This window comes from Microbacterium sp. LMI12-1-1.1 (assembly GCF_040676455.1).
Classification (GTDB): domain Bacteria; phylum Actinomycetota; class Actinomycetes; order Actinomycetales; family Microbacteriaceae; genus Microbacterium.
In genome coordinates, this window is sequence record NZ_JBEGIA010000001.1 from 518,997 (window position 1) to 545,359 (window position 26,363).

The window sequence follows — 26,363 nt, forward strand, 5'->3', positions numbered from 1 at the left end:
CCCTCCGCCGCTCGCACGGCGCGGAGTCTAGGTGCGATCACGCGTCATCCTCGGGGGTCCAGCCAGGCGGATGTTCACGGGGCCGGATGACTCGGGCCGCGAGCACCTCAGCGCGCTCCGCCTCCTTCTGCTGGTAGAACGGGCTGCGGAACTCATCGAGCTCCGTGGCACTGAGCGTGTAGGCCTCGATGCCGACGATGGTCCCCTCGCGGCCCTTCTTGTCCTTCTTGGACTCCTCGAACCGAGCCTTCTTGCGCATCGCATTGCACGTCTCTTCGTAGACGCGGAAGTCGACGTCGGGGTCCTCGTTCTGGCAGACGTAACGAGGGTTGCCGCACTGCGGGCAGCGCTCGAGCTCGAGGATCTGCTCCGCCTCGGCAAGCAGGAGATCCCACTTGCCGGGCGTCGCACGCTTGCCTTGGCGGCCGAGGATGACGGCGGTGGGGAGGAATCCCCACGCCTTCGCGGCCTTGATCTGTACGAGGTATCCAGCGCCGGCCTTAGTGGCCAGATACCTTGCTAGAAATCCGCGTCCTCCACGGCCTTGTCGGAGATCTGGCGGGTCCAGAGCAGCTCGGCGAGCTTGGCCTGGATCTTCCCGTACTCGAACTCCTCCAGGTGGGCCTTGAGGGCGCGGGCGTTCTCGATCGACATGCCCTTGCGCTCGATGTCGTCCTCCGCGCGAACCCAGGTCACGACGGCGCGGTGGAGGAGCTGCGCGTCCTCTTCGTCGACGAACTCCTCGAAGCGCGGGTGGTCGGCCGTGAGCTTGCCGTTGATCTTGAGCGCCTCCTTCGCCGCGCGCTTCGCATCCTTCTTGATGATCGGCGGGAGGGAGCGGAGGGTCAGCTCGATCGACGTCGACTCGAGCTTCTCGGCGAGCTTGACGACCTTCTTCTTGAGCTTCGCGATCTCGTCGGCGTTCTGCTCCTCGAGCTCCGGCGTCCGGGACAGCTCGACGATCTGGCCGGTGACGCCCCAGTTGCGGACCTGTGGGCGCGGGAAGCCGAGGGAGGTGTCCTCGAAGACCTCGGAGCCGCCGAGCTCGGCGCCGGTCTCCTTGTCGGTGAAGACGCGGACGGAGCGGGTCATGGCGCCCTTGCCGCGAAGCGTTGCGCCGAGGTCGAAGTCGTCTCGCGCGACGGTGATGATCTCTTCGATCTCCGACGGGATGCTGCTGTTGTTCTTGCCCATGGGGCGTCCTCTCTCTGGGTCCTGCTTGCTAGCTATTGGCGGGCCCGCCCCCGCGTGGAGGGCGGGCCCGGTTCACGAATTACGCGGTGACGGTGACGTCGATCGGCGTGCCCACGGCGGAGCCAAGGACGGTGACGGAGAGCTCGGCTTCGCCGGCGCCGACGGGGATGATGACGCCCCCGTTGGTGACGATGAAGACGCTCTCGTCGCTGGAGACGTACTCCGCGCCGACAGTGACGTTGCGGCCCTGGTAGGTCGCCTTGAGGAAGAGAACGTCACCCATCGCCACGGTGATAGCGCCCGCGGTGAGCGGAGCCACGGTCACCGGGTTCGGCACGGCGGCCGGCGCGATGTAGTTGATGATCGCGTTGTCCTGCAGCACGAGACCGCGGCCGAGGGTACGGGAGGCGTCGTTGCGGTTGTGCTGGCGGTCGTCCGTGATGACACGGAAGATGTTCAGCTCGTCGCCGGCGGCGACCGGCGAAGCCTGCGGCTTCACGAAGCGCTGCGCGTAGGCCAGACGCGTGCGGGGGCTGCCCAGGATGTCCCAGGTCTCCGCGACGATGCCGGTGTTCTCGTTGCGACCCGGCGTGTAGATCTCGACGTTGCCCGAGGCCTGCGTGAAGCCGCGCGACTGGGCGCCGGCCTGGTCCGCGAACGAGCGGTCGTCGACCTGATCGGAGGCCTCGACGTTGAAGTCGGTGCCGTCCACCTTGGTCGCGGCCGAGATGTTCTTGAGGCTCTGCAGCTCGGCGAGCGTCGGGCCGGAGACCCAGTGGGCGTCCGAGATGGCGGAGTCAGGCCCCGCGAGGTGCGCCACGTGGGCGTTCGTCATGACTGCGGTCATTGGTCAGTCTCCTTAGATGCCGAGGGTGTGGCCGACGTTGACGACGTTCTTCGGCACGAACGAGGACTGAGCCTGGATGTGCTCGTTGTCGCTGTAGCCAGGAACCTGGATGTCGGTGTGGACGTAGTAGAAGTCCCACTCCTGCCCGATCGCCGCGAGCTCCGTCGAGTCGTACTGGCCGACGACGGAGTGGCCGATGAAGTACGCGACGTCGGGCGCGCGGGTGAGGTCGCGGAAGAGGTTCTCGGTCGAGTCAGCGGTGATGTTCTCGTCACGCTTCGCGTTGAGCTCGGCGTTGAAGTTGTAGAACGTCAGCTCTTCGCTGTTGCCCTTCGAGCAGAGCGTCTTCGAGGAGTCGGTGTCCGAGCCGGCGACGCCGAGGTTGAGGTCGTCGAGCACAACGCACGAGATGTTGCCACCCTGTGCGGCATTGGCCTGGCTGGGCTTCGTGATCGCGAGGTACTCGTTGAGGATCGCCGAGCCGGGGTTCTCGTAGTCCACGAGACCCGCCGTCGGCGAGATCATCCACGGCACACCGTCGATCTCGACGGCCGGGATGAGGATGAGGCGTTCGTAGCCGGGGAGAACCTTCGTCATGTGTCAGTCCTTCGTGATGGTGTCGTCGGTGGCGTCATCCTCGACTGCGGCCTCATCGGCCTCCTGGCTCTCCAGGTACGCGTCGATCGAGGACTGAGGAATGGGGGTGTAGGCGAGCGGCTTCGCATCCGGCTCGACCTCGATGAGGTCAGGGAAGCGCCGTGCGATCGTCGCGGGGTAGTCCCGCACGACGCCCGTCTTCGCGTGACGGTAGGTGTTCTGGCTCGCCATGGCGCGGAGTCTAAGTCCGCATTTGCTAGCTACCAGGGGGGTCTGCGTCAGATGTTGATGACGGTGCGGAAGAAGCCGGCCTCTTCGATGCGCGTCGGCCGTGACCCGGCCTCGGTGTTGCCGTAGCCGAACCCGCCGCGCGCCTCGATCCGATTGGACGTGAGGGAGGGGCGGGCGTCCTCGAGAAGGTCGGTCGCCGCGGTGAGTGTGGCCTCCACGTCGTCCGCATCGCCGCCGACGACGAGCACCGTGAACGAGAGCTGATGCGGCTGGCCCTTCTCCCCCGTGCCGATGTTGCGGCCGGAGCGGATGGCGAGCGGGCGCGCGAAGCGCACGATGATGTAGACGGGGATGGTGCCGTCGACCTCGGAGCCGAGCGTAACGCCGTCGGGCACGGCCGTCTTCCACACGCGGCCACCGCAGAGCGGCTTGAGCGTCGCCATGATCCATTCGCGCTCGGCCGTGCCGAGGTGGTCGCCTTCGATCGGGTCCATCAGGATGCTCCTCGGGTGATGCTGCGCAGGCGGGCTGCGAACTCGGCCTCTTGCTCATCGAGGGAGCGCTGCAGTGACTCCATCGGCACGATGTTGGTGTCGTACTCCTTGAAGCCGTGCTCCTGGATGAGGAAGTACTTCGCGGGGTCGGACCAGCCCCAGCGGGCCTCCCAGACGTTGGCACCGACCTCCTCGAAGGTCGAGTCGACCGAGCCGATCATGTCCTGGCTGTCGAGCCCGCCTTCGATGCGGCCGGCGTGCTCACGTGGCGTGGCGGTGCCCTTCGGACCATGAACTTCGCCAGCCTGGCGCGCGGCACCCCACGGCGTGACTGCGGCGTGGATCGTCTCGCGGACGGAGGCCTCGCCGTCGGGGGCGGCGTCGCGGAGGGCGTCGACGGCCTCGTTGATGACGCGATCCTTCCACTGCTCGAGGATGTCGACGTTGAAGTACTGGCGCCTAGCCATCGGCCACCGCCCGCGCCTCGGTGACCGTCTGGATGGTGAGGATCGGCGCGTGGTCGGAGTTGACGGCCTTCGTCACCTGGAAGCGGAGCTGCGTGAGTGCCTGCATGCGGCGCGTGGACGTGACGCGCACGAGCATGCCGTCGGTGATGAACGGGTCCTCACCGGTGAGCTCGATCTGGAAGTGGTAGCGCTGCTTCGTGCCCCACTCGTAGGCGCCGGCGGTCTCTTGCGGCATGCGGCCGGAGTGCTGCGCGCGGGCGGCGCGCTGGGAGATGTGGACGACTTCCGCTGTGCCGCCGGCACGGGTGTCGGTGAGCGGGTCGAACTTGCCCTTGGTGCCGGGAGTGTAGACGTCGATCGTGCACCAGAACTCACCTCGCACCTCGTCGAGGATCTCGTCGACCCAGGAGTCGTCGGAGGGAGTAGGAGGGAGCGCCATGTGCGCGGAGTCTAAGTCCTGCGCGGCGCCCCCTCCGTGGGTCTAGAGCCGACCCTCTCTGATGTACCGCGCGACTCGCCGCTGGAACTCGTCCCGCCGCTGTCGCTGGTAGGGCGTCTGCAGCTCGGGCTGGTCGGTGATGTCGACGCCGTTGCGCTTTGGCCGCTCCCATTCGGGCTCGCCGCCAGCGCGGAGGTAGGTCAGCTCGAGCTCTTCGTTCGGTCGACCTGGAGGTGAGCCGTGCCGTGGATCCATGGGGTGATGCTACGCCGCGTCAGGGACATGCTGGCACTCGGCCGCTGGCCACTCCATCTGGTCGGTCCACAGCACGAGGTGGGTGCTGTCGCGGTGTGGGCCCTCGTGGTTCTCGCGGCGATCGCAGTCCAGGCGCGCGTCGCGATACAGCTGGATCTCGGCGAGGCACCTCATGACTCGCTCCCGTGGCCGGCGGCTTGGTGCTCGAGGAGCTTCCAGAGTGCCGCCGGCTGGCCGTGCACCGCACCGGTGCCCGTGAAGGTCTCCCCGCACGGGCACCGGTACTCGTCTTCGTGGAGCTTCATCGCCATCGCCCGATACCCGAGGGACCGCGCGGCGGGCGGATGCGTCCGTCGCGAATCGCGCGCACGAACTCGCGGTGATAGGCGCGCTGCCAGAGAGGCATCTCGGGCGCTCCGCGGTGCCCGAACGACACGAGATCACGCGGAGCCTGTCGACGGCCGGCGATCACATCCTTGGCGACGCGCAGGCCGCGCCGGATCTCTCTGGCGTCGCGCGCCCTCATCGCTGGCTCGCCAGGACCGCGCGCACGTCGGCGAACGACTGGTAGCGGAGGAACTCGCCGTCCTCCCAGACGGGCTGGAGCTCGGAGTTGAGCTCCTCCAGTGGGCTCGCCTGCTGGCGCAGCACGAGCTCGCCCGTGTGACCATCGCGCAGCACCGCCAGGCGACCGGTCGCGCTCTTCTTGAGGCCGCTGTCGGTGACCGGGTTCTTCTGGATGTCGTGACCGACCCCATCGACGAGTACCCACGTCGCCTTCATCGCGCTGCCGAACGTGTCGCGGGTGAGGTACTGGTAGCTGTAGCTGCCGACGCCGAAGACGACGTTGCTCGAGGCGAAGCCCTTCGCAGCGAGGCGGCGGGTGATCTCTGCGGCGCGCTCGGGCGTGATGCTGTCGCCGTAGATGGCGCCGATGTGCGGGTCGAGCTCCTTGAAGCCCTGCTCGTTGACGGTGCCGCCGAACTCCTCCCAGAGCAGCTCGATGACACCCTTGTAGGCCGGGGCCCAGTTCTCGCGCTTGCCGTAGGTCCACTCGAGGGCGGGGCCCATCGGGTTCGCCTCGGCGGGGACGGTGCCACAGAGGATCTCCACCGGGTCGCCCGAGTCGGGCCGGATGACGACCTTGCCGTCGCGCTCCATGATCTCGTCGCGCAGCGCGGGCAGGATGTTCGTGATGACGTTCCAGAGGTCCCAGGTGTCGGACACGATGCTCACGATGCCCGACGGGTAGAGGTCGAGCAGGCGCGAGTAGGTGTCGAACTCGTCATCCTGGCCGCCGGCGCACATCACGGAGTGCTCGGTCGCAGGGACGGAGGCGAGGACGAGCCCGTTGTCGCCGGCGTAGTAGCGGCGCACCCAGTCGAGGGAGGCGAGCGTGTCGCTGCCCTTGAAGCTGAGGAGGTGGCCGGCGCCCGATGCCGCGGCGGCCTCCGTGCCCGTCTGGCCGCGGTACGAGAAGTCGTGGAGCTGGAAGTCGACGGATGCCGGGTCCGCGCCCGTGCGCGCGGCGGCCCGGTCGAGGATCTCACGGTAGGAGTGCGCGATCGTGGCGACGGTCGACGGGTGCCAGACGGAGGCGCTGACGACGGTCTCGACGAAGTTCGTCAGCCAGAAGAACTCGGGCAGCGTGTTCTCGATGGTGAACGACGGCACCTTGAGCGGCACGAGCGTCCCCTCGGGCACGGCGCAGAAGCGCAGCGGGAGGTAGCCGAGGCGGTGCAGCGCGCGGATGTGGTCGGTGCCGACCTTGTTGGGGCCGAGGATCGAGTTGATCGCAGCCGCGTACTCCGCGACGACCTCGTGCTCGGAGGCCTGGAAGAACGGCTCGAACGCCTCGATGCAGTAGCGCTGCAGGAAGGCCTGGAGCCCGAAGTGCACCACGTGGTCGATGCCAGGGATGCGGCTGCCACGGTTGGTGAAGTTCGAGTAGACCCTCGTGGTGCCCGCCGGGTACTGGCGGCGGTGGTCGACCTTGTAGGCGTCGCTCTCGAGCAGGGGTGCGATGGGGCTGGCGGTGGTGATGGTCATACGGTGTGTCCTCTCAGGATGGGGTTGAGCTCGATGGTGTTGATGCGGCCCATTGCGGGCCGGTGGGGCATGGAGTCCGTGGTCCAGATCTCGCCGAAGTGCTCGTGCAGGGCGTAGGCGCGGCCAGAGAAGACACCGTGGCTCACGTAGAGCCCCAGCCTCTCCTTCGGGAGTCCGGTCGCCTGAGCGAGTCCCATGAAGGTGCCGCCGCCGTCGCAGATGTCGTCGACGACGAGGAAGCGGCCGGTCTCCGGCAGCGGCTCGCACGTGAAGCCCGACAGCTTGCCGGTGTCAGGGTCGCGGCGCTTCTCCGCCCGGTACAGAGGGAGGTGGCAGGCGCCGGCGACCATCGCGGCGCGGGTGACTGCTCCCTTGTCGGGTGCGATGATGCCGTCGTACCGCTGCGGGCCGCCGCGGTCGGCGTGGCCCACGACGTGCTTGCGCACGAGCCGTGTCGACTCGAGCACGATGACGTTGTTGAGCATGCCCGGCATGACTCCGCTGTGCGGGTCGAAGACCACGACCTGATCCACGCCCATTCCGTTGATGAACCGGGCGTAGACCTCCGCACCGAACGGCACGAAGTCGAAGTGATCCGCGCGAGCGCCGGGCAGGTAGGGCATCTGCAGGACGGTGAGCGCGTCACGCCTTCTCGCGGCATCCGCCCACATAGCGAGCGTGAACAGGTCGTTGCCGTCGGCGCCGTAGACGCGCGCCACCTCCGTCAGCGGGCCCTTGCCGTCGTTCTCGTTGGCGATCTTGATGTGCGCTTCGCCGGCCGGGAAGTACATCGACTCGAAGGTCGGTGTCGTCGTGAAGCCGGGGCCGATGAGCGTGCTGAACCTGACGCTCACTGGGTGACCGCCGCCGTGCGCTCGGCGCCTGCGATGTACCCCAGGATGAACGCCGTGCCCTCGTCCTGGAAGGTCGGGTGGCCGCGCTGCTCGGCGTGCTCACTCTTCTCGTCGATGATGCGCTCAGCCTCCGCCTGCAGCTCGCGCCGCTTGGCGAGGATGCGGTCGGCCTCGTCGCTCCCACCCATGAAGTCGGAGCGCGACCACATGCCGGGGAGGTCGTCGTCGGAGAGATCCTCGAGCGCGGGTCGGGGGGGCCCCTGGTCGGCGACGCCGGCGAACTCGACGGGGACCTCGGCGATTCCAAGGAGCTTCGCGACGGCGAGTCGGTGGTGCCCATCCCACACGCGCCCGTCCGGGCCAATGACGATGGGCTCGCGGATGCCATCACGCTGGACGCTCTCCGCGAGGTGCTCAATGCGCTTAGCGTGATCGGTGGCGAGGAGATCGAACTCTCGATCCCAGCCGTGCTCATCGCCGTCACGCACAACCTGGAGCAGGGCGTCGAGGGGAACTGCGCGGCTCACTCCCCCATCACCGCCCGTCGTGCGATCGAGCGTGCGGCGATCGTGGCCTCCTTGAGCTCGTGGAGCCGCTTGATCTCCAGCTCGAGGCGGGCGTCGTAGTCGCGGTAGACGGCCACGGTCGCGTACTGCACGGCCTCCGCCGTCCGCTGGGCGTCGTTGCGAGTGAGCGCGAGGCGCTCGGTGTCGCTGAGTTGGCTCTCGAAGAGCGCGGGGTCTACCGGCAGGCGCGCGGCTTGGTCCTTCTTCACGTCGGCCATGGTCAGTCCGCCTCCTTCTTGTCGTACTCGTCCTTGCACTCGGGGCAGACGGCGCGGCCCTCCACCTTGCGGTGAGGCACCCAGACCTTGCCGCAGAGCGCGTAGGCGGGCGTGCCGTTGATCGCCGACTGCACGATGTCTTCCTTGAGGACGTAGTGCGCGAAGAACTCGCCGTCGTCGTTGTCGGTGGGGGTCGTGTCGAGCTTCTGGTCCTCGATGACGTCGAGCATGGTCATGCGGCCTTGGCCTCCTTCTTCGCCTTCTGGTGGCTGCACTCCTCGCCCGTGAGCCAGGCCTCGAAGCACGTGCGCTCGACCCGCCACTTGCCGCGGGGAACGTGCTGGATGCCGTGGAGCCGGCCCTCCTGCAGGGCGGGCATGAGGGTGAAGCGGGAGATACCCGACTCCTCCACCATCTCCTCCATCTTCATGAACCTTCTGGGGTCCGGCATGGTTGCGCTCCTCTCGATTAGCTAGCAAATCGTGCCGAGGTCGAGTCTGCACCACAACTCCACACATTGCAACAACAGCTAGCTAAATGCTACGTTCGACGCATGGCATGGACTGAACGGCTGCCGTCGGGCAAGTACCGCGGCATGTACCGCACCCCGAGCGGCGATAAGCGATCCGCGGGCACCTACCCGCACATGAAGAAGGCACTGGCGCAGGCCACGATGGAGGAGAACGAGGCCTCTCTCCCTGGTTGGCGCGATCCGCGCGCTGCCGGCCGCAAGTGGGGCGACTGGGCCGACACGTGGTGGCCGACCCGACAGGTCGCTGCGTCGACGCTCCGGGCCGATACGTCCATGCTGAACACCCACCTCCGGCCCCGCTGGAACGACGTTGCGATCGCGGACATCACCCGCTTCGAGATCAAGGCTTGGGCGGCCGAGCTCGTCGCCGACGGGCTGGCGGAGTCCAGTGCGATCCGCGCGGTGCGGATCCTGTCGTCGTCGCTCTCCGGCGCGATCGACGCGCAGATCATCTCGATCAACCCGGCCTTCCGGCTCAAGCTCCCCCAGGGCGAGCGAGACGTGATGCGGTTCTTCACGCGGAAGGAGGTGGGCGGCTTCCTCGATCGCATCGACGATCCATTCGATCGCGCCGTCATCTCCCTCCTTGTCGGCACCGGCATGCGCTGGGGTGAGATGGATGGCCTGCACTCGCGGCGCATCGACACGAAGCGGCAGATGGTCCGCATCGCCGAGGTGGCAATCTCCTACAGCGGCGAGATGAAGGCGTACCCGAAGAGCCGGCGCATCCGTGACGTCCCGATCCCCGACTGGGTGATGGAGGCCATCGATCCGTTCATGCAGCGCGAGCGGCTGCTGGGGCACATCAACCCGAGCAACTGGAAGCGCGACGTCTGGTATCCGCTGCAGACCGGCGGCCGGGTGCACGACCTCCGGCACACCTACGCCTCGTGGCTCCTGCAGGATGGAGTGCCGCTGGCCGAGGTCGGCCGACTGCTCGGGCACGTCTCGAGCGAGACCACGCAGCGCTACGCGCACCTCGCGGAGCCGCCCAAGGCCGCCATTCTGAAGTCGATGAGCGACCCGCGGAAGGCCCTGGAATCAGGGAAGAAGGGCAAGAAGAAGTCGAAGGCGGCATAGCCTCTGCCCCACGCCTGCCCCACGGCGCTCACAGCCACTCCCCCGCCAACGAGAAAACCCCCGGAATTCCGGGGGTTTTTTCGAGCCACCTAAGGGAATCGAACCCTTGACCTATTCATTACGAGTGAATCGCTCTGCCGACTGAGCTAAGGTGGCGCGCCTCGCTTGCGCGATGCACAAGCAACGATCTTACAGGGTCTCGCGAGTGCTCGCGAACACGACGGGTCGCCTGCGGCTCTGCCTCCTCCCCCGGCGTCGGCGCTCGCTGGGTGTCGACGTGTTACGGCCCGGTTCGAACGAGCGGCGGGCGCCACGTAGGTTCGAACGCGGTCCGCGACGAAGCGTGCGCGGTCCCGTGGATCGTGCACGCGGTCACCCGCCGACACGGGCCTCGATCCACAGGAGCACGCACATGTCCACGCCCAAGAAGCTCATCACCACCGCAGCGCTCGCGCTGCCGCTCGCCCTCCTCCTCGCCGGATGCGCCGGAAACGGGACGGATGCCGCCGCCGGCGGGTCCGCCGAGGACGAGGTGGTCCGCATCGGCGTCGTCGACTCCGGCGACCCGTACTGGGAGACCTACAAGGAGGCGGCCGCCGACGAGGGCATCGAGGTCGAGCTCGTCAATTTCAGCGAGTACACGCAGCCGAACCCCGCGCTCTCGGCCGACGAGCTGGATCTCAACCAGTTCCAGCACATCATCTACCTCGCGACCTACAACGTGCAGAGCGACGACGACCTGCAGCCGATCGGCGCCACCGCGATCTACCCGCTGGGCCTGTACTCGTCGCAGTACGCGTCGGTCGACGACATCCCCGAGGGCTCCACGGTCGCCGTGCCCAACGACGAGTCGAACCAGGCCCGCGGGCTTCTCGTGCTGCAGTCGGCCGGACTCATCGAGCTGGCAGACGGCGGCTCGGTGTTCTCCACCGTCGCCGATGTGCTCCCCGAGTCGAAGGTGAAGGTCGAGGCGCTCGACGCCGCGTTCACCGCGACCTCCCTGCCCGACGTCGCCGCGTCGATCGTGAACAACGACTTCCTCGCAGACGCCGGCCTCACGCCCGAGGACGCGATCGCCACCGACGACCCGTCGGACCCGAACGCGTTCCCATACATCAACATCTTCGCGGCCAAGGCCGAGGACGCCGACAACCCGACGTACCTCAAGCTCGTGGAGATCTACCAGAACACGCAGGACGTGCTCGATGGCGTCGTCGAGGCGTCGGGCGGCACCGCCGTCCTCGTCAAGACGCCTGTCGACGAGCTCCTCACGTCGCTCACCGACGTCGAGGACGACATCCGCGCCAATTCGTAAGACCGCCACACCGCGGCACTCGCCTGTGCGGCCCATCGGCGCCTCGTGCGCCCGGGCCGCACACGCGCGTTCCGCCGAGGAGCACCCATGACCCTCATCCGCCTGAACGGCGTGACCAAGACCTTCCCGGCGTCCGCCAAGGACGCCCCGCCCATCGTCGCCGTCGACGACGTCTCGCTCGACGTCGCGGCCGGCGAGGTGTGCGGCATCATCGGCTACTCCGGCGCCGGCAAGAGCACCGTGCTGCGCCTGGTGAACGCACTGGAGACACCGACCAGCGGCACCGTCGAGATCGACGGCCGCGACATCACCCGGCTTCGCGAGCGCGAACTGCGTGAGCTGCGCGGCGACATCGGCATGATCTTCCAGCAGTTCAACCTCTTCGACTCGCGCACGGTGGCGAAGAACGTCGCCTACCCTCTCGAGGTCGCCGGCCGCCCGCGGGCCGAGATCGCGGCGCGCGTGGACGACCTGCTGCGCTTCGTCGGCCTGGCCGACAAGGCGCGCAGCTATCCCGAGCAGCTCTCGGGCGGTCAGAAGCAGCGCGTCGGCATCGCCCGGGCGCTCGCGACGAGCCCGCGCATCCTGCTGGCCGATGAGGCGACGAGCGCGCTCGATCCCGACACCACCCAGGAGGTGCTCGCCCTCCTCGCACGCATCAACGCGGAGCTCGGCGTCACGATCCTCGTCATCACCCACGAGATGGACGTCATCCGCACGCTCGCCGACCGCGTGGTCGTGATGGAGAACGGGCGCATCATCGAGAGCGGCGCGGTCTTCGACGTACTGTCGGCACCCCGCCACGCGGCGACGCGCCGGTTCGTCGCGAGCATCATCGACGACGTGCCCGCCGGCGACCAGCTGCGCACGCTCCGGGATCGCCACCCCGGGCGGATCGTGACGTTCACGGTGCGCGAGGGCGACATCACCCAGGCGGACGTGTTCGCCGCACTCTCGTCGCACGGCGTGCGGTTCGAGCTCATCCACGGCGGGATCAACGACATCGCCGGGCGCGTGTTCGGGCATCTGACCCTGGCGCTGACCGGAGAGGCGGATGCCGTGCAGCGGGCCATCGACGCCGCGTCGGCGTTCGCGCCGCTCATCGAGGAGGACGCCCGTGGATAGGCTCGTCGATCTGCTTCCCGAGCTCTGGGCCGCGACGGCCGAGACCCTGTACGTGGTGTCGCTCAGCCTCGTGTTCGGCGGCATCGCCGGCCTGTTCGTCGGCCTGGCACTGTACGCGACGCGACCCGGAAGCCTCTTCCCCAACCGGTTCCTCTTCGGGACCATCAACGTGATCGTCAACTTCTTCCGGCCGATCCCGTTCGTGATCCTGCTCGCCGCGGTGCAGCCGATCGCCCGCAGCCTCGGCATCCCCGGGATCGGGCCCGAGTTCGGGATCTTCGCGATCACCATCGCGTCGCTGTTCGCCATCAGCCGCATCGTCGAGCAGAACCTGCTCACGGTACGCCCCGGTGTCATCGAGGCGGCCCGGGCCACCGGTGCGAGCCGCTCGCGGATCCTCCTGCGCCTGCTCCCCCGCGAGGCGCTCGGCCCGCTGATCCTCGGCTATACGTTCATCGTGGTGGCGCTGGTCGACATGACCGCCATCGCCGGCGCGGTGGCGGCCGGGGGCCTCGGCGAGTTCGCGATCGTCTACGGCTTCAAGCAGTTCAACCCGTGGGTCACGTGGGCGGCGGTGCTCGTGATCATCGTGATCGTGCAGGCCGTGCAGTTCATCGGCAACGCTCTCGCCCGCCGCGTGCTGCGGCGCTGAGGGCTCCGGCGGCGAGGGCTCCGGCGCGGAGCGCTCCGGCGCTGAGTGCTCCGGCGGCCGCGCCGGCATGAGAGAGCGGATGCCGCGGCTGCGGCATCCGCTCTGTCATGCGTCGGGGTTCACTCGCAGCGCAGGCCGTCCTCGGGCGGTGTGCCGTCGAGCAGGTAGGTCTCCACCGCGGAGTCGACGCACGCGTTGCCCTTGTTGTAGCCGGTGTGGCCTTCGCCGACGCGCGTCACCAGCACGCCGGACGACAGCTGCTCGGCCAGCGAGACCGACCACTCGTACGGTGTCGCGGGATCGTTCGTCGTACCCACGACGACGATCGGCGCGGCGCCCTCGGCCGTGATGCGCTCGCGCACGCCCGTCGCCGGGTACGGCCAGACCTGGCAGGGGTCGGGCCCGCTCCAGTACGGGGCGACGGTCGGCGCCTCGGCAGCGAGCAGCGCCTCTGCGGCGGCCTGCTCCTCGTCGGTCGCGTCGACCGGGTAATCCATGCAGTTGTACGCGCGGAAGGCCTCGGTCTGGTTGTCGAGGTAGGCGCCGTCCTGACGGTTGTAGTAGAAGTCGGCGAGCTGGAACGCCACGTCGGCGTTGCCCTCGAGCACGTCGCTGAGCGCCGTGGTCAGGTAAGCCCAGCTGTCCTGCGAGTACAGGGCGGCCACGATCGCCGTCATGAGCGAGTCGGCGCCCAGCATGCGCCCGTCGCCGTTCGGGATCGGGTCGCGGTCGACGCTTGCCAGCAGCGTCCCGAGATCGGCCATCGCCTCGTCCACCGTGCCGCGGAACGGGCACTCGTCGTCGGTGAGGCAGTCCGCCATGTAGGCACGCAGAGCCGATTCGAAGCCGATGCCCTGGGTGATCCCGACGTCGAGCCCCGGGATGGACGGATCGATGGCGCCGTCCAGAACGAGGCGCCCGACCTTCTCGGGGAACAGCTTCGCGTACGTGGCTCCGAGGAACGTGCCGTACGAGTAGCCGAGATAGTTGAGCTCGGTGTCGCCGAGCACCGCGCGGAGCAGATCCATGTCACGGGCGGCGTTGTCGGTCGTGATGTACGGCAGGATGCCGTCGCTGTTCGCCTCGCACGCCTCGCCGAACTCCTGGTGCCGGGCCAGGAGCTCGTCGGTCCAGGCATCCGTTCCGCGGGCGCCCTGCGGGATGTCGAAGAGGTACGCGTCCATCGCGCTCGCGTCGAAGCAGGTGACAGCCGTCGACTCGCCGACGCCGCGCGGATCGAAACCGATCACGTCGAACCGCTGGCGCACCGGGTCGCTCACGGCGAACGAGACCGAGTCGCGGATGAGCCCCACACCGCTCGCTCCGGGCCCGCCCGGGTTGGTGAGCAGCGACCCGATGGGCTCGCCGCTCCCCTCGGCACGGCTGCGGATGACCGACAGCTCGATCTCGCCCTTCGACGGGTCCGCCCAGTCCAGCGGGGCGGTCACCGTGGTGCAGTCGAAGCCGTCGCAGTCGGTCCAGGCGAGGTCCTGCTCGTAGAACGGCAGCAGGTCTGCCGGCACGCCGTCGACGTCGGCCGCCTTGCTCGATGTCGGACGCGGCGACGCGTCGGGGATCATCGCGGAGAGACAGCCGCTCAGCAGGACGGATGCCGCAGCCAGGCCGGCCACGAGGGCAGGGATCCTCCACCGGTCGCCGAGTCTGTCGAAGCGCGGTGGCCGAGGGCCTCGGCGGGGGCGGGTCTGGTTCACGGGGTCCTTCCGCTTGCGACGGTGACGAGCATGCTCTCCAGCGCCAGCGCCGGCGCGGCGTTCAGTTCGAGATTCTCACGGGTGACGCCGATGCGATCCACGACGGTCAGGGTGCGCTCCGGCGTCCACGCGACGGCGAGCGCACGCAGGTCGGGCTCGAGCTCGCGGTTGATGAGGACGGCGTCGCGGCCGAACTGCAGCATCAGCACATCGCGGAACATGGACTCGAGGTCGGTCAGCACGCGATCGATGCCGTCGCGCAGGCTGCGCGTGGCGCGGCGCTTCTGATCGTCCTCGAGGGCCGACAGCTGTGAGCGCACCGCCGGCGGGATCGCGCCGCCTTCGGCGATGCCGAGGGTGCGCAGGAGCGAGGCGCGCTCCGCCTCGTCGCGTTCCGCCGTGAGCGCCTTGGCGTCGTCGGTCGCCGCGGCGACGATCGCTCCGGCCACCTCGACGGCGTCTCCGACGCCCCGCACCGCCAGGACCCCCCGCAGCGTGGCATCGCGGCGCGCGCGGGCCGCGGCATCCGTCGCCAGCCGCTGGGCCATGCCGATGTGACGCTGGGCGTGCCGCGCCGACTGCTCGGCGATCACCGGATCGACGCCGCTGCGCCGCACGATGAGATCGGCGACGTCGGCGATATCGGGCTCCCGCAGCCGCAGCGTGCGCACGCGCGAGCGGATCGTGGGCAGGAGGTCGGCGTCGCTCGGCGCGCACAGCACCCACACGGTCCTCTCGGGAGGCTCCTCGAGCGCCTTGAGCAGAACGTTCGACGTGCGCTCGGCCATGCGATCGGCGTCTTCCATGACGATGACCCGATAGCGGCCCAGCGATGGTGAGAAGTACGAGCGCTCGACGAGCGCCCGGGCGTCCTTGATGGAGATGATGACGCCTTCGGTGCGCAGCGCCGTCAGATCGGGATGGGTGCCCGCCAGCACCTGCTGCATCGCCCGCTCGTCGCCCGGCTCGGCGATGAGGGCCGCCGCGAACGCGTGCGCCAGCGTCGAGCGGCCCGACCCCGGGGGGCCGGTGATGAGCCACGCGTGCGTCATCGACGCGGGGTCGGATGCCGCCTCACGCAGTGCGGCGACCGCCTCGGGCTGTCCCCACACATCGCCCCACGGCAGGGCCGCTCCGCTGCCCGCGCCGTCGCGCGCGTCGCGCTCGTGCGCGCTGGCAGGCTGGGTCGCGGCATCCATCCCGCCCAGCCTAACCGCGGGGGCTGACAGCGCGCGCCTCGGTCGATAGCCTCCGCGACCACGTCTCCAGATCAGGTGATGTGGCGAAGGCAGGACGATCTGCGGGCAAGCGTCCTACCCCGGTGAAATCACCTGATCTCGCAGCAGACACGAGCGCGGGAACCACCCCCGTACCGGGGACGTCCGTCCGCACCGGGGCATCCCTCCTCGAGCATCCGTCCGCACCGGGGACGTCCGTCCGCACCGGGGACGTCCGTCCGCACCGGGGACGTCCGTCCGCACCGGGGACGTCCGTCCGCACCGGGGCATCTGCGAGTCACCAGATCAGGTGATGTGGCGAAGGCAGGACGATCTGCGCGCAAAGCGTCCTACCCCGGTGAAATCACCTGAACTCGGAACGGATGCCAGCGGCCCGGTGAAATCACCCGAACTCGGAACGGATGCCGGCCGCCCAGCGTACGGTCAGCCCAGCAGGGTGGCCACACGCTCGCGCACGGCGGCGGCGAGCTCGTCGACGGGGCGGGACGCGTCGAGTACGAGGAAGCGGGCGGGTTCGGCGGTCGCGAGGGCCAGGAACTCCTCGCGCACGCGGGCGTGGAAGTGCTCCTTCTCGGCCTCGAGCCGGTCGAACGGCTTGTCGTCGGCGTCGAGCCGCGCGCGCGCCGTCGCGGGGTCGAGGTCGAGCAGCACGGTCACGTCGGGCAGCAGGGCGTCCGTCGCCCACAGCGACAGCTGGCGCACCTCATCACGGCCGAGCACGCGTCCGGCGCCCTGGTAGGCGACGGAAGAGTCCAGGTAACGGTCCTGGATCACGACCTCGCCGCGCGCGAGCGCGGGACGCACCAGCGTCTCGACGTGGTGCGCGCGATCCGCGGCGTACAGCAGTGCTTCGGCGCGGGCGGCGACCTCGCCCCGGTGGTGCAGGACGATGTCGCGGATGAGCACGCCCACCTCGGTTCCGCCCGGCTCACGCGTGCGCACCACGGTGCGTCCGGCATCCGTCAGCCACTCGTCGAGGAGCGCCGCCTGGGTCGTCTTGCCGACCCCGTCGCCGCCCTCGAACGTGACGAACAGTCCGGTCGCCGACGGCCGCCCTCCGGAGGGCTCAGGAACCGATCGGGGCTCGGTGTCCGCCGTCACTTCTTCGCCGCGGGCTTGCGCGTGGTCGTCGTGCGCCGCGCCGGACGCTTGGCCGGACCCTTCGCCCGCTTGTCGGCCAGCAGCTGCACCGCGCGCTCGAACGTGACCTCCATCGCGTCCTCGCCCTTCGGGATCGTCGCGTTCGTCTCGCCGTCGGTGACGTACGGACCGAACCGGCCGTCCTTGAGCTTGATCGCCTTGCCGCTCGTGGGGTCGGCTTCGAACTCCTTCAGCGCCGAGGAGGCGCCGCGGGCGCCGTACTTCGGCTGCGCGTAGACGGCGAGCGCCTCATCGAGCGTGATGTCGAAGATCTGCTGCTCGCTCTGCAGCGTCCGCGAGTCGGTGCCCTTCTTGAGGTAGGGACCGTACCGGCCGTTCTGCGCGGTGATCGGCTCCTGGGTCTCGGGGTCGAGGCCGACGGTGCGCGGAAGGTCGAGCAGCTGGAGTGCGGTGTCGAGGTCGATGGTGTCGACCGACATCGACTTGAAGAGGGACGCCGTCCGCGGTTTGGGCGCGGCCTCCTTCTTCGCGCCGCGCTTCTTCGGGGCGGGCTCGGGCTCGGGCTCGACCGCGACGACCTCGCCGGTCTCCTCGTCGACCTCTTCCGCCGCCGGCGGGTCGGTCTCCTGCACGTACGGGCCGAAGCGTCCGTCCTTCACGACCACGAGCTTGCCGCTCGCCGGGTTCTCACCCAGCACGCGGTCGCCCGCGACGGGCGCGTCGATGAGCTCCTGCGCCCGCGACGGGGTCAGCTCGTCGGGCGCGAGATCCTCGGGGATGTTGACGCGGCGGGGCTCGGCATCCGGATTCTCCTTGTCGGGCACCTCGAGGTACGGCCCGTACTTGCCGAACCGCAGGGTCGCGACATCGCCGATCGGCGTGGAGTTGAGTGCGCGGGCGTCGATCTCGCCGAGGTTCTCGACGATGTTGCGGAGACCGACGTGGTCGGTGGAGCCGAAGTAGAACTCCTGCAGCCAGTCCTGGCGCTTCTGCTCGCCGCGTGCGATGGCGTCGAGGTCGTCCTCGAGCGCCGCGGTGAAGTCGTAGTCGACGAGGTCGGCGAAGTGCTGTTCGAGCAGGCGCACCACGCTGAACGCGAGCCAGCTCGGGATCAGGGCCTGGCCGCGCTTGGTGACGTAGCCGCGGTTCAGGATCACGTCGATGATGCTCGCGAAGGTCGACGGGCGGCCGATGCCCTTCTCCTCCAGCGCCTTGACGAGGCTGGCCTCGGTGTAGCGCGGCTTGGGGCTCGTCGAGTGCCCCTTCGGCTCGACCTCGCGAAGCCGCAGCACGTCGCCCACGGCCATCGCGGGAAGCGCCTGGTCATCGGACTTGTCGGCGTCGCTGCGCTTCTCGTCGCGGCCCTCTTCATAGGCCTCGAGGAAGCCCTTGAAGGTGTAGACGGTTCCGGATGCCGTGAACTCGGCACGACGCCCGCCCGCCGCGACCTCGAGGGTCACGGTGGTGGTCTCGTACTTCGCGTCGGACATCTGGCTCGCCATCGTGCGCTTCCAGATGAGGTCGTACAGGCGGAGTTCGTCGCGGTCGAGCTGACTCGACACGTCGGAGGGCGTGCGGAAGGTCTCGCCCGACGGGCGGATCGCCTCGTGCGCCTCCTGGGCGTTCTTGCTGTTGTTGCGGTAGGTGCGCGGGTTCAGCGGCACCGACGCGGCGCCGTACATCGCGACCGCCTGCTCGCGCGCGGCCTCGATGGCCTGCGTCGACAGTGCGGTCGAGTCCGTGCGCATATAAGTGATGTACCCCTTCTCGTAGAGCCGCTGTGCGACGCCCATGGCGTGCTTGGCGCTCATCGAGAGCTTGCGCCCGGCCTCCTGCTGGAGCGTGGACGTCGTGAAGGGGGGCTTGGGGCTGCGGGTTCCGGGCTTGGACTCCAGAGCGGTGACGGATGCCTCGCCCGCAGCTTCGATGGCCGCGGCGAGCTCGCGCACCTGCGCCTCGTCGAGGACGACGACGGCCTTCTTCAGCTGGCCCTTGTCGTCGAAGTCGGTGCCGCGGGCGAGAACTGCGCCGTCGAGGCGCGCGAGGCGCGTCGAGAACGACTCGTCGATGCCCTGCGGCCGGTTCGGCGCAGCGAGCGCCTCGATGTCCCAGTAGGACGCCGACACGAAAGCCATCCGCTCGCGCTCGCGGTCGACCACGAGGCGGGTGGCGGCCGACTGCACACGGCCCGCCGAGGTGCCCTGCTGAACCTTGTACCAGAGCACGGGGCTGACGTCCCAGCCGTACAGGCGGTCGAGGATGCGCCGGGTCTCCTGGGCATCGACGAGCGCGAGGTCGAGTTCGCGCGTGTTGCCGACGGCGGCCTGGATCGCGTCCTTGGTGATCTCGTGGAACACCATGCGCTTGACCGGGACCTTGGGCTTGAGCGTCTGGAGCAGATGCCACGCGATGGCTTCGCCTTCGCGATCTTCATCGGTGGCGAGCAGGAGCTCGTCCGCCCCCTTCAGCGCGCGCTTGAGCTCGGCGACGGTCTTCTTGCCGCGCTCGCTCTCGACGTAATAGGGGTCGAAGCCGTTCTCGACGTCGATCGAGTACTTCCCGTACGCCTGCTTCTTGTCTGCCGGGATGTCGCGCTTATCCGCGAGGTCGCGGATGTGGCCGACCGAGCTCAGCACCTCGTAGCCGTCGCCGAGATACCCCTGGATCGACCTCATCTTCGTCGGTGACTCGACGATGACGAGCTTCTTGCCTTCTGCCAACGGGGGCGTCCTTTCTTCGACGCAAACCATACACGCCAGTTATCGGTACAGGCGCTGTGAGCCGGGATCACAGCGGTGGGCCTGCGCGTGCCGCGGCCCGCGCGGTCACCGGTCCCAGCTGCGCGGAGACGGTGATCGTCGCGATGAGCCCGTCCAGTCGGCAGTCCTCCACGGTTGCTCCGAACGTGCCGGCGACCTCGGCTGCACGCTCGCACGGAACTCCCGGGATCGCGCCCGATGCAGCGTCCGCTGCGGCAAGGGCCCCGGCGTCCGCCGCGGATGCCAGCCGCTGCCCGGCGACCGCCGCGCCGCCGACCATCGCGAGACCTGACGCGAGGACCGCCGCGGCGGCCACGATACCGGTGACCGCCATCGTTCCCGGCATCAGCCGCCGCCCTCAGTCGGCCCGACGCCGCGGCGCGGAGCGGACACGTCGCCCGATCGACGAGGCCGCGGAGCGGACACGTCGCCCGATCGACGAGGCCGCGGAGCGGACACCTCGCCCCCCGGGGCGGGCGAGGTGCGACCCCCGCGCCGTGTCACAGGCCGCCGCCCAGCGCGCAGCCGGTGGCGGTGATCCGGAGCCCGAACAGCGCCGACGCGGACGCGCTCACGCACACCAGCTCGCCGCGCGGGACGATGTCGACGGATGCCCCTGCCACCGCCGCCGACACTGCGGAACGCGCACGCTCGTCCGACTCGCCGCGCGCGCTCAGGCGCGCGGCGTCCGCCACGGCATCCTGCAGGCGCACTTGCCGCGACGCGCCGGCGAGCGCTCCGACTCCGACGACGAGCACGAGCACGAGGGCGGGCAGCGCGACCGCGAACTCGGCGACGACCGACCCGCGGTCGTCGCCCAGCCGCGGGCGGCTCATGCCACCGTGAGCGCGCGTCGCACGAGGTCCGTGAGGATGCCGCGCACCTCGTCGCTGCGCATGATGACGACCAGGAGGCCCGCGAACGCCACGGCCGCCATCGTCGCGATGGCGTACTCGGCGGTCGCGGCGCCCGTGTCGTCGGCCGGCGTGCCTGCGATGCGCTGCGGGCGGAAGAGGCGCTCCGCGCGTCGACGGGTCAGAGTCGGCAACGAGGGCGTGCTCCAGGGGAAGGACATGATTTCTCCGTTCGATCGAAGGGTGTGCGGGCACGGTTCAGGGAGTCGGGACGCGGTGAGCCGAGCGCCCGCCGTCGCGTGCCGGGCCGGAGGCCTTCGGCGCCGTCGCTGTCACAGCGAGACCGACATCGTCGACATGACGCTCAGCATCATCGGGGCGACTCCGAGCAGGAGGAATGCGGGCAGCGTGCAGACTCCGAGCGGGAGCAGCAGTCGCGATGAGAGTCGCGCGACGCGGAGCCGCCCGTCGATGCGGGCCCGGTGGCGCTCGTGGGAGGCGGACGCGCGCAGCAGCTCCACCGCCGGCACGCCGGCGGTGCGGGAGAGCGCCAGCACGGCATCCACGTCATCGCTTCCGGCCTCGCGTGCGGCGTCGGCGTCACGTGGCGCCGGCGCAAGCCCGACCCCGACGTTCTCGGCGGTCGGCGGCCGTGCGGTGAAGGATGCGCGGGCATCGCGCACGACCGAGCGCGCCCGATCGATCGAGACACCGCCCGTCAGCGCGATCGCGATCAGCTCGGCTTCGAGACCCGGGATGTCATCGGACGCGTGCGCGCCGCGCACCAGGCGCGACGTCCAGCGCTGCGCCACCACCATGAGGATCGCACCACCGGCGAGGCAGGCGAGTCCCAGGGGGTTGGTGAAGAGCGTCCCGAACGTGTCGAAGCCCAGCGCTGCTCCCAATCCGACCGCCACGAGCGGCAACCAGCTCATCAGCCGCGCCGTCCCGGCCGGTTCGGCGAGCGCGACACGCACATCGTCGGCCGCCTCGTGCGCGTCGCGCAACGCGACGGCCAGCCCGCGCAGGCACTCGGCGAGGGGCGCTCCGACGACGAGGGCGACCTGACAGGCCGCCGCTACATCGGGCCATGCGCCCGGTCCGGCTGCCGCCACCGCCGCGGGCAGGGGCATCCCCGCGTCGATCGACGACACGACCAGTGCCGCCGATGGATCACCCGCGTCGGCGAGGTGCTGCCACGCCCTGGCGGGAGACACCCCGGCCTGCAGCAGTACGGCGAGCCGCAGCACCGTCGCAGCGACATCCGCGGCCGGCGACGGGGCCGACTGCCCGCGCCGCAGCAAGCGCCCCCGCGACGCCAGACCGCTGAACCGGCCCGACCTATCGGACGCCGGCTGCGGGCGCGTCATCGCTCGCCGACCCATCGCGCCTCCTCGATGGCGAGGCGACCGTCGCCGTCCATCACCGGCCGCCCGGCCGCGACGATGCGCCGCGCTCCGTCCGCGCCCCTCTCGACGTGCAGCACCAGCCCGATCGCGCTGGCCGCCTGGCGTGCCAGGGCATGATCGTCGAGCCCCGCGAGGGCGCCGAGCGCCTCGAGCCGGACGGGCACGTCCTGCAGGCTGTTCGCGTGCACCGTCCCGGCGCCGCCGTCGTGACCGGTGTTGAGCGCCGACAGCAGCTCGCGCACCTCGTCGCCGCGGCACTCGCCGACCACGAGCCGGTCAGGGCGCATGCGGAGGGCTTCGCGCACCAGTCGCGCCAGGCCGATGCCACCGGCGCCCTCGATGTTGGGCTGGCGCGCCTCCAGCCGGACGTGATGCGGGTGCGCGATCCGCAGCTCTGCGACATCCTCGATCGTCACGATCCGCTCATGGTCGGGAGCCTCGGCGAGCAGTGCGGCGAGCAGGGTGGTCTTCCCGGCGCCGGCCGCGCCGGAGACCAGGAGATTCGCGCGCCCCGCGATCGCCTCGCCGAGCCGGCGCCGCATGCGTTCGTCGAACATGCCCGTGCGCTGCAGGTCGTCGAGCGTCGCGACCTCCAGACGCGGCACGCGGATCGAGAGCACTGTCCCCTCCGGTGCGATCGGCGGCAGCACGGCGTGCACGCGTATGCCTCCCTCGAACCGCACGTCGACGCACGGCGTCGCGTCATCGATGTGCCGCCCGCCCGCACCGATGATTGCGACGGCGAGATCGCGTACTTCTTCTTCTGTGGCCCGCCACTCGCGTGCCGCGACGACCCCCGCACCGCGGTCGACGAAGAGTCCCGCGCCGCCGTTGACGAAGAGGTCCGTGACGTCGGGTTCGTCGAGGTACGCCGCGAAGGGCGCGAGCACCGCGGGCCGCTCTTCGGCGGTTCTCCGCGCGGGAGGCGGCGCCTCGCGGCGATCGCGCAGTCCATCGCCGCGCGGGGGCGGCGTCTCCGAGCCGCCATCGCGGAGCACGCCCGCGAGTGCCGTGTCGTCCGCGGCAGCGCCGCGCTCCGGCACCCAGGCACCACGCGCTGACCGCCCTGCGAGTGCTGCGCCGGCGCGTTCGACAGGTGTGGGGGCGCGCGACGCGCGATCAGCCACCGCGTGCTGGACCGTTCCCCGCTCGGCAGCCGCGCTCTTCGCCACCGCCACCGGACGCCGAACCCCCACGGCTGCCGCGTCAGCACCCTCCCGGGCGGAGCGGGTGCCGGCATCCCATCCGTCGTTCACCGCCGACGCAGGGGCGACCCCGGAGCGGGGGCGGGCGACGAAGGGAGCGGACATGCCCCGACGCTATGAGCGACCGACCGTCGTCTGACGGCGAACCGAGCGATCCGTGGATGACTCACGCCCATCAGCGGTTGGGGAGGAACCGGTGACAGGTGGAGCGGGACCGCTCCCAAAAATTAGAGGCGGCATCCCATGGGGGGAATGGGATGCCGCCAAGCGCGGGCCCGAATTCGGGGGGTGACGTCGGGCGCCGCAATGCCAGAATCGAAGTTCGGCCAACGGTCAGCATATGCGAGGTAGGAGGCCTGACAAAACGAAAAGGAGAGGATTCTCACTGATATATCGGTCCGAGTCCAACATCACCTCGCCACCTACTATCGGGGGTAGTCGCCTCCGGCGCCTCTGGGTACATTTCCTGGCAGACTCGCCGACACCCCTCGGCGTCCACCTCAGCCCGCAAAGGAGCGCGCTCCCATGAGCGAACAGTCACCTGTCACGCAGTCCGGCAGCAGCCAGATCGACCACCTGCTCACCGAGAAGCGGCACTTCGCACCCACGACCCAGTTCGCCGAGAACGCGGTCGCGACGGCCGAGCTCTACGAGCAGGCGAAGACCGACCGGCTCGGATTCTGGGCCGACAAGGCGCGCGACCTCCACTGGCACACGCCCTTCACCGAGGTCCTGGACTGGTCGAATCCGCCGTTCGCGAAGTGGTTCGCCGACGGGGAGCTCAACGTCGCCTACAACTGCCTCGACCGTCACCTCGAGGCAGGCAACGGCGATCGCGTCGCGCTGCTCTGGGAGGGCGAGCCCGGCGACGAGCGTCGCGTCACGTACGCGGAGCTCACCGACGAGGTCAAGCGCCTCGCGAACGTGCTCGAGGGGCTCGGCATCGGCCAGGGCGACCGCGTCGCGATCTACCTGCCGATGATCCCCGAGGCGGTCGCCTCGATGCTGGCGGTCGCCCGCATCGGCGCCATCCACTCGGTCGTCTTCGGCGGCTTCTCTGCCGACAGCCTGCGGTCCCGCATCGACGACGCCGGAGCCAAGCTCGTCATCACCGCCGACGGCGGCTACCGCAAGGGCAAAGTCTCCCCGCTCAAGCCCGCCGTCGACCTCGCCCTCGGCGATCGCGGAACCGGCGAGCAGGAGACCGTCGAGCACGTTCTCGTCGTCAAGCGCGGCGACAACGAGGTCGACTGGACCGACGGTCGCGACCTGTGGTGGCACGATGTCATCCCGGCCGCGTCCGGCGAGCACGAGGCGCAGGCCTTCCCCGCAGAGAACCCGCTGTTCATCCTCTATACGTCGGGCACGACCGGGAAGCCGAAGGGGATCCTCCACACCTCCGGCGGCTACCTCACGCAGTCGGCCTTCACCAACAAGGTCGTCCACGACATCCATCCCGAGACCGACGTGTACTGGTGCACCGCCGACATCGGCTGGGTGACCGGCCATTCCTATGTCACTTACGGTCCGCTCGCGAACGGCGCGACCCAGGTGCTCTACGAAGGAACGCCCGACACCCCGCACCCGGGCCGGTGGTGGGAGATCGTGCAGAAGTACGGGGTCACCGTGCTCTACACCGCGCCCACGGCGATCCGCTCCTTCATGAAGCTCGGGCGGGCGATCCCCAAGCAGTTCGACCTGTCGTCGCTGCGGCTGCTCGGATCAGTGGGTGAGCCCATCAACCCCGAGGCGTGGATGTGGTACCGCAAGATCATCGGCGGCAAGACCGCGCCGATCGTCGACACATGGTGGCAGACCGAGACCGGGTCGATCATGGTGTCGGCGCTGCCCGGCGTCACCGAGACGAAGCCCGGCTCGGCGCAGGTCCCCCTGCCCGGCATCTCGATCGACGTCGTCGACGAGGACGGCACCCATGTGGGCAACGGCAACGGCGGGCTCCTCGTGGTCACCGAGCCGTGGCCGTCGATGCTGCGCGGCATCTGGGGCGACCCCGACCGCTTCGTCGAGACGTACTGGGAGAAGTTCCAGACGCAGGGCTACTACTTCGCCGGCGACGGCGCGCGACTCGACGACGACGGCGACGTCTGGCTGCTCGGCCGCGTGGACGACGTCATGAACGTGTCCGGCCACCGCCTGTCGACCACCGAGATCGAGTCGGCGCTGGTCGGCAATGAAGCCGTCGCCGAGGCTGCCGTCGTGGGCGCGTCCGATGAGACGACGGGCCAGGCGGTCGTGGCGTTCGTCATCATCAAGCAGTCGTACCTGTCCGCCCACGCCCCCGACGGCCTCGCGCAGAGCCTGCGCCTGTGGGTCGGCGAGCAGATCGGACCGATCGCGCGTCCTCGCGACGTCTACATCGTGGGCGAGCTGCCTAAGACCCGCTCCGGCAAGATCATGCGTCGCCTGCTGCGCGATGTCGCCGAGGGCCGCGAGGTCGGCGACACGACGACCCTGGCCGACACGGCGGTCATGTCGGTGATCTCGGCCCAGGTGAGGTAAGACCCCGGTCGTTGAGCGAAGGGCGCTCTAGCGCCCGCAGACGACACGCCCCGGGATAGCGCGGAGAGTCCGGGGCGTTTCGTCTCGCTGGTTCCTCACTCGCTCAACGACCGACATCGGGCGAACGAGAAGAGCGGATGCCGCAGCCCAGGGCTGCGGCATCCGCTCTGTCGTTTGGTGTCAGGCGTACGAGAAGACGACCTCGACCTCGACGGGGGCGTCGAGCGGCAGCACGGGGACGCCGACCGCCGATCGCGCGTGCCTTCCCGCGTCGCCGAAGACCTCACCGAGGACCTCGCTGGCGCCGTTGATCACGCCCGGCTGGCCGGTGAACTCGGGAACGGATGCGACGAAGCCGGTGACCTTGACCACGCCGGTGAGGCGGTCGACCCCGCCGACGGCGGCCGCCGCGGCGGCGATGGCGTTGAGGGCGCTCTGGCGGGCGTATCCCTTGGCGTCGGCCGCGGGGACGAGCCCTTCGCCCTCGCCCACCTTGCCGGCCGCGGGCAGCGCGCCCGAGACCATCGGCAGCTGGCCGGCGGTGTAGACGAGGTCGCCGTGCGCCTTGGCGGGCACGTACGCGGCGACGGGCGGGACGACGTCGGGAAGGGCGATGCCGAGTTCGGCGAGACGGTCGCTGACGGTCATGG

At 69.6% G+C, this 26,363-nt stretch carries 31 protein-coding genes and 1 tRNA gene; 5 read left to right on the plus strand and 27 right to left on the minus strand.

The genetic code is table 11. The features are described from left to right. Positions 1 to 37: 37 nt before the first annotated feature. The 16 genes from MRBLMI12_RS02560 to MRBLMI12_RS02635 form a co-directional block, all read right to left on the minus strand. Positions 38 to 259: a hypothetical protein gene (locus MRBLMI12_RS02560; RefSeq protein WP_363353648.1), complete on the minus strand. Its 222-nt coding sequence runs from the start codon at positions 257 to 259 to the stop codon at positions 38 to 40. Between the two features lie 260 nt (positions 260 to 519). Beyond that, the gene (locus MRBLMI12_RS02565; protein WP_363353650.1) at positions 520 to 1,194 is read right to left on the minus strand and encodes a hypothetical protein; all 675 of its coding nucleotides are present in this window, start codon (positions 1,192 to 1,194) and stop codon (positions 520 to 522) included. Positions 1,195 to 1,273: 79 nt separating this feature from the next. Then, positions 1,274 to 2,041, minus strand: a complete 768-nt coding sequence (locus MRBLMI12_RS02570; protein ID WP_363353652.1) for a hypothetical protein — start codon at positions 2,039 to 2,041, stop codon at positions 1,274 to 1,276. A gap of 12 nt (positions 2,042 to 2,053) precedes the next feature. Beyond that, positions 2,054 to 2,638, minus strand: a complete 585-nt coding sequence (locus tag MRBLMI12_RS02575; protein ID WP_363353654.1) for a hypothetical protein — start codon at positions 2,636 to 2,638, stop codon at positions 2,054 to 2,056. Between the two features lie 3 nt (positions 2,639 to 2,641). After that, the gene (locus tag MRBLMI12_RS02580) at positions 2,642 to 2,869 is read right to left on the minus strand and encodes a hypothetical protein (RefSeq protein WP_363353656.1); all 228 of its coding nucleotides are present in this window, start codon (positions 2,867 to 2,869) and stop codon (positions 2,642 to 2,644) included. A gap of 47 nt (positions 2,870 to 2,916) precedes the next feature. Further along, on the minus strand, positions 2,917 to 3,363 hold the full coding sequence (locus MRBLMI12_RS02585; RefSeq protein ID WP_363353658.1) for a hypothetical protein: 447 nt from the start codon (positions 3,361 to 3,363) through the stop codon (positions 2,917 to 2,919). Further along, entirely contained in the window at positions 3,363 to 3,830 is a 468-nt protein-coding gene (locus tag MRBLMI12_RS02590) for a hypothetical protein (protein ID WP_363353660.1), read from the minus strand. The genes MRBLMI12_RS02585 and MRBLMI12_RS02590 overlap by 1 nt, the downstream gene beginning before the upstream one ends. Continuing rightward, on the minus strand, positions 3,823 to 4,269 hold the full coding sequence (locus MRBLMI12_RS02595) for a hypothetical protein (RefSeq protein WP_363353662.1): 447 nt from the start codon (positions 4,267 to 4,269) through the stop codon (positions 3,823 to 3,825). The genes MRBLMI12_RS02590 and MRBLMI12_RS02595 overlap by 8 nt, the downstream gene beginning before the upstream one ends. A gap of 42 nt (positions 4,270 to 4,311) precedes the next feature. After that, positions 4,312 to 4,524 carry a hypothetical protein gene (locus MRBLMI12_RS02600; protein ID WP_363353664.1) on the minus strand — a complete coding sequence of 71 codons (213 nt, stop codon included), beginning with the start codon at positions 4,522 to 4,524 and terminating at the stop codon, positions 4,312 to 4,314. Between the two features lie 9 nt (positions 4,525 to 4,533). Then, complete coding sequence (locus MRBLMI12_RS02605) at positions 4,534 to 4,698, minus strand: hypothetical protein (RefSeq protein ID WP_363353666.1); 165 nt, start codon at positions 4,696 to 4,698, stop codon at positions 4,534 to 4,536. A 348-nt stretch (positions 4,699 to 5,046) separates the two neighbouring features. After that, a complete protein-coding gene (locus MRBLMI12_RS02610) occupies positions 5,047 to 6,573 on the minus strand; it encodes a nicotinate phosphoribosyltransferase (protein ID WP_363353668.1) in 1,527 nt (508 codons plus the stop codon). Next, complete coding sequence (locus tag MRBLMI12_RS02615; protein WP_363353670.1) at positions 6,570 to 7,427, minus strand: ribose-phosphate pyrophosphokinase; 858 nt, start codon at positions 7,425 to 7,427, stop codon at positions 6,570 to 6,572. Before MRBLMI12_RS02615 ends, MRBLMI12_RS02610 begins: the two co-directional genes overlap by 4 nt. Then, the gene (locus MRBLMI12_RS02620; protein ID WP_363353672.1) at positions 7,424 to 7,954 is read right to left on the minus strand and encodes a ParB N-terminal domain-containing protein; all 531 of its coding nucleotides are present in this window, start codon (positions 7,952 to 7,954) and stop codon (positions 7,424 to 7,426) included. Before MRBLMI12_RS02620 ends, MRBLMI12_RS02615 begins: the two co-directional genes overlap by 4 nt. Further along, positions 7,951 to 8,211 carry a hypothetical protein gene (locus MRBLMI12_RS02625; protein ID WP_363353674.1) on the minus strand — a complete coding sequence of 87 codons (261 nt, stop codon included), beginning with the start codon at positions 8,209 to 8,211 and terminating at the stop codon, positions 7,951 to 7,953. The genes MRBLMI12_RS02620 and MRBLMI12_RS02625 overlap by 4 nt, the downstream gene beginning before the upstream one ends. Before the next feature lie 2 nt (positions 8,212 to 8,213). Then, the gene (locus MRBLMI12_RS02630) at positions 8,214 to 8,447 is read right to left on the minus strand and encodes a DUF3039 domain-containing protein (RefSeq protein WP_363353676.1); all 234 of its coding nucleotides are present in this window, start codon (positions 8,445 to 8,447) and stop codon (positions 8,214 to 8,216) included. Then, positions 8,444 to 8,662, minus strand: a complete 219-nt coding sequence (locus MRBLMI12_RS02635; RefSeq protein WP_363353678.1) for a hypothetical protein — start codon at positions 8,660 to 8,662, stop codon at positions 8,444 to 8,446. Before MRBLMI12_RS02635 ends, MRBLMI12_RS02630 begins: the two co-directional genes overlap by 4 nt. Before the next feature lie 102 nt (positions 8,663 to 8,764). Here MRBLMI12_RS02635 and MRBLMI12_RS02640 point away from each other — a divergent pair, with 102 nt between their 5' ends. Next, on the plus strand, positions 8,765 to 9,823 hold the full coding sequence (locus tag MRBLMI12_RS02640; protein WP_363353680.1) for a tyrosine-type recombinase/integrase: 1,059 nt from the start codon (positions 8,765 to 8,767) through the stop codon (positions 9,821 to 9,823). A gap of 83 nt (positions 9,824 to 9,906) precedes the next feature. On the opposite strand, the gene MRBLMI12_RS02645 is transcribed toward MRBLMI12_RS02640, so the two are convergent. Then, positions 9,907 to 9,979, minus strand: a tRNA-Thr gene (locus MRBLMI12_RS02645). A 256-nt stretch (positions 9,980 to 10,235) separates the two neighbouring features. Here MRBLMI12_RS02645 and MRBLMI12_RS02650 point away from each other — a divergent pair. From MRBLMI12_RS02650 to MRBLMI12_RS02660, 3 genes are all read left to right on the plus strand, one after another. Then, entirely contained in the window at positions 10,236 to 11,138 is a 903-nt protein-coding gene (locus MRBLMI12_RS02650) for a MetQ/NlpA family ABC transporter substrate-binding protein (RefSeq protein WP_363353682.1), read from the plus strand. An 87-nt stretch (positions 11,139 to 11,225) separates the two neighbouring features. Further along, a complete protein-coding gene (locus MRBLMI12_RS02655; protein ID WP_363353684.1) occupies positions 11,226 to 12,263 on the plus strand; it encodes a methionine ABC transporter ATP-binding protein in 1,038 nt (345 codons plus the stop codon). Further along, on the plus strand, positions 12,256 to 12,915 hold the full coding sequence (locus MRBLMI12_RS02660; RefSeq protein WP_163620537.1) for a methionine ABC transporter permease: 660 nt from the start codon (positions 12,256 to 12,258) through the stop codon (positions 12,913 to 12,915). The genes MRBLMI12_RS02655 and MRBLMI12_RS02660 overlap by 8 nt, the downstream gene beginning before the upstream one ends. 119 nt (positions 12,916 to 13,034) lie before the next feature. Here the strand turns inward: MRBLMI12_RS02660 and MRBLMI12_RS02665 are convergent, their stop codons facing one another. The 9 genes from MRBLMI12_RS02665 to MRBLMI12_RS02705 form a co-directional block, all read right to left on the minus strand. Next, positions 13,035 to 14,627, minus strand: coding sequence for an alpha/beta hydrolase (locus tag MRBLMI12_RS02665; RefSeq protein ID WP_414686166.1), 1,593 nt, complete (start codon positions 14,625 to 14,627; stop codon positions 13,035 to 13,037). Continuing rightward, positions 14,624 to 15,826 (minus strand): DNA polymerase III subunit delta', encoded by a 1,203-nt coding sequence (locus MRBLMI12_RS02670; protein WP_363353686.1) that lies wholly within the window; start codon positions 15,824 to 15,826, stop codon positions 14,624 to 14,626. Before MRBLMI12_RS02670 ends, MRBLMI12_RS02665 begins: the two co-directional genes overlap by 4 nt. Positions 15,827 to 16,288: 462 nt before the next feature. Beyond that, positions 16,289 to 16,900, minus strand: coding sequence for a dTMP kinase (tmk, locus tag MRBLMI12_RS02675; RefSeq protein ID WP_363355713.1), 612 nt, complete (start codon positions 16,898 to 16,900; stop codon positions 16,289 to 16,291). Between the two features lie 62 nt (positions 16,901 to 16,962). Continuing rightward, entirely contained in the window at positions 16,963 to 19,686 is a 2,724-nt protein-coding gene (gene topA, locus MRBLMI12_RS02680) for a type I DNA topoisomerase (protein WP_363353688.1), read from the minus strand. A gap of 67 nt (positions 19,687 to 19,753) precedes the next feature. Then, the gene (locus MRBLMI12_RS02685) at positions 19,754 to 20,071 is read right to left on the minus strand and encodes an Rv3654c family TadE-like protein (RefSeq protein ID WP_363353690.1); all 318 of its coding nucleotides are present in this window, start codon (positions 20,069 to 20,071) and stop codon (positions 19,754 to 19,756) included. Between the two features lie 154 nt (positions 20,072 to 20,225). After that, positions 20,226 to 20,561: a TadE family type IV pilus minor pilin gene (locus MRBLMI12_RS02690; protein ID WP_363353692.1), complete on the minus strand. Its 336-nt coding sequence runs from the start codon at positions 20,559 to 20,561 to the stop codon at positions 20,226 to 20,228. After that, positions 20,558 to 20,800 (minus strand): DUF4244 domain-containing protein, encoded by a 243-nt coding sequence (locus MRBLMI12_RS02695; protein ID WP_363353694.1) that lies wholly within the window; start codon positions 20,798 to 20,800, stop codon positions 20,558 to 20,560. Before MRBLMI12_RS02695 ends, MRBLMI12_RS02690 begins: the two co-directional genes overlap by 4 nt. Positions 20,801 to 20,911: 111 nt before the next feature. Then, positions 20,912 to 21,964 carry a type II secretion system F family protein gene (locus MRBLMI12_RS02700; RefSeq protein ID WP_363353696.1) on the minus strand — a complete coding sequence of 351 codons (1,053 nt, stop codon included), beginning with the start codon at positions 21,962 to 21,964 and terminating at the stop codon, positions 20,912 to 20,914. Continuing rightward, positions 21,946 to 23,298 carry a TadA family conjugal transfer-associated ATPase gene (locus MRBLMI12_RS02705; protein ID WP_404907244.1) on the minus strand — a complete coding sequence of 451 codons (1,353 nt, stop codon included), beginning with the start codon at positions 23,296 to 23,298 and terminating at the stop codon, positions 21,946 to 21,948. Before MRBLMI12_RS02705 ends, MRBLMI12_RS02700 begins: the two co-directional genes overlap by 19 nt. A 420-nt stretch (positions 23,299 to 23,718) precedes the next feature. Here MRBLMI12_RS02705 and acs point away from each other — a divergent pair, with 420 nt between their 5' ends. Then, the gene (gene acs, locus MRBLMI12_RS02710; protein ID WP_363353698.1) at positions 23,719 to 25,713 is read left to right on the plus strand and encodes an acetate--CoA ligase; all 1,995 of its coding nucleotides are present in this window, start codon (positions 23,719 to 23,721) and stop codon (positions 25,711 to 25,713) included. Between the two features lie 180 nt (positions 25,714 to 25,893). On the opposite strand, the gene MRBLMI12_RS02715 is transcribed toward acs, so the two are convergent. After that, complete coding sequence (locus tag MRBLMI12_RS02715; protein ID WP_363353700.1) at positions 25,894 to 26,361, minus strand: RidA family protein; 468 nt, start codon at positions 26,359 to 26,361, stop codon at positions 25,894 to 25,896. Positions 26,362 to 26,363: the final 2 nt, after the last annotated feature.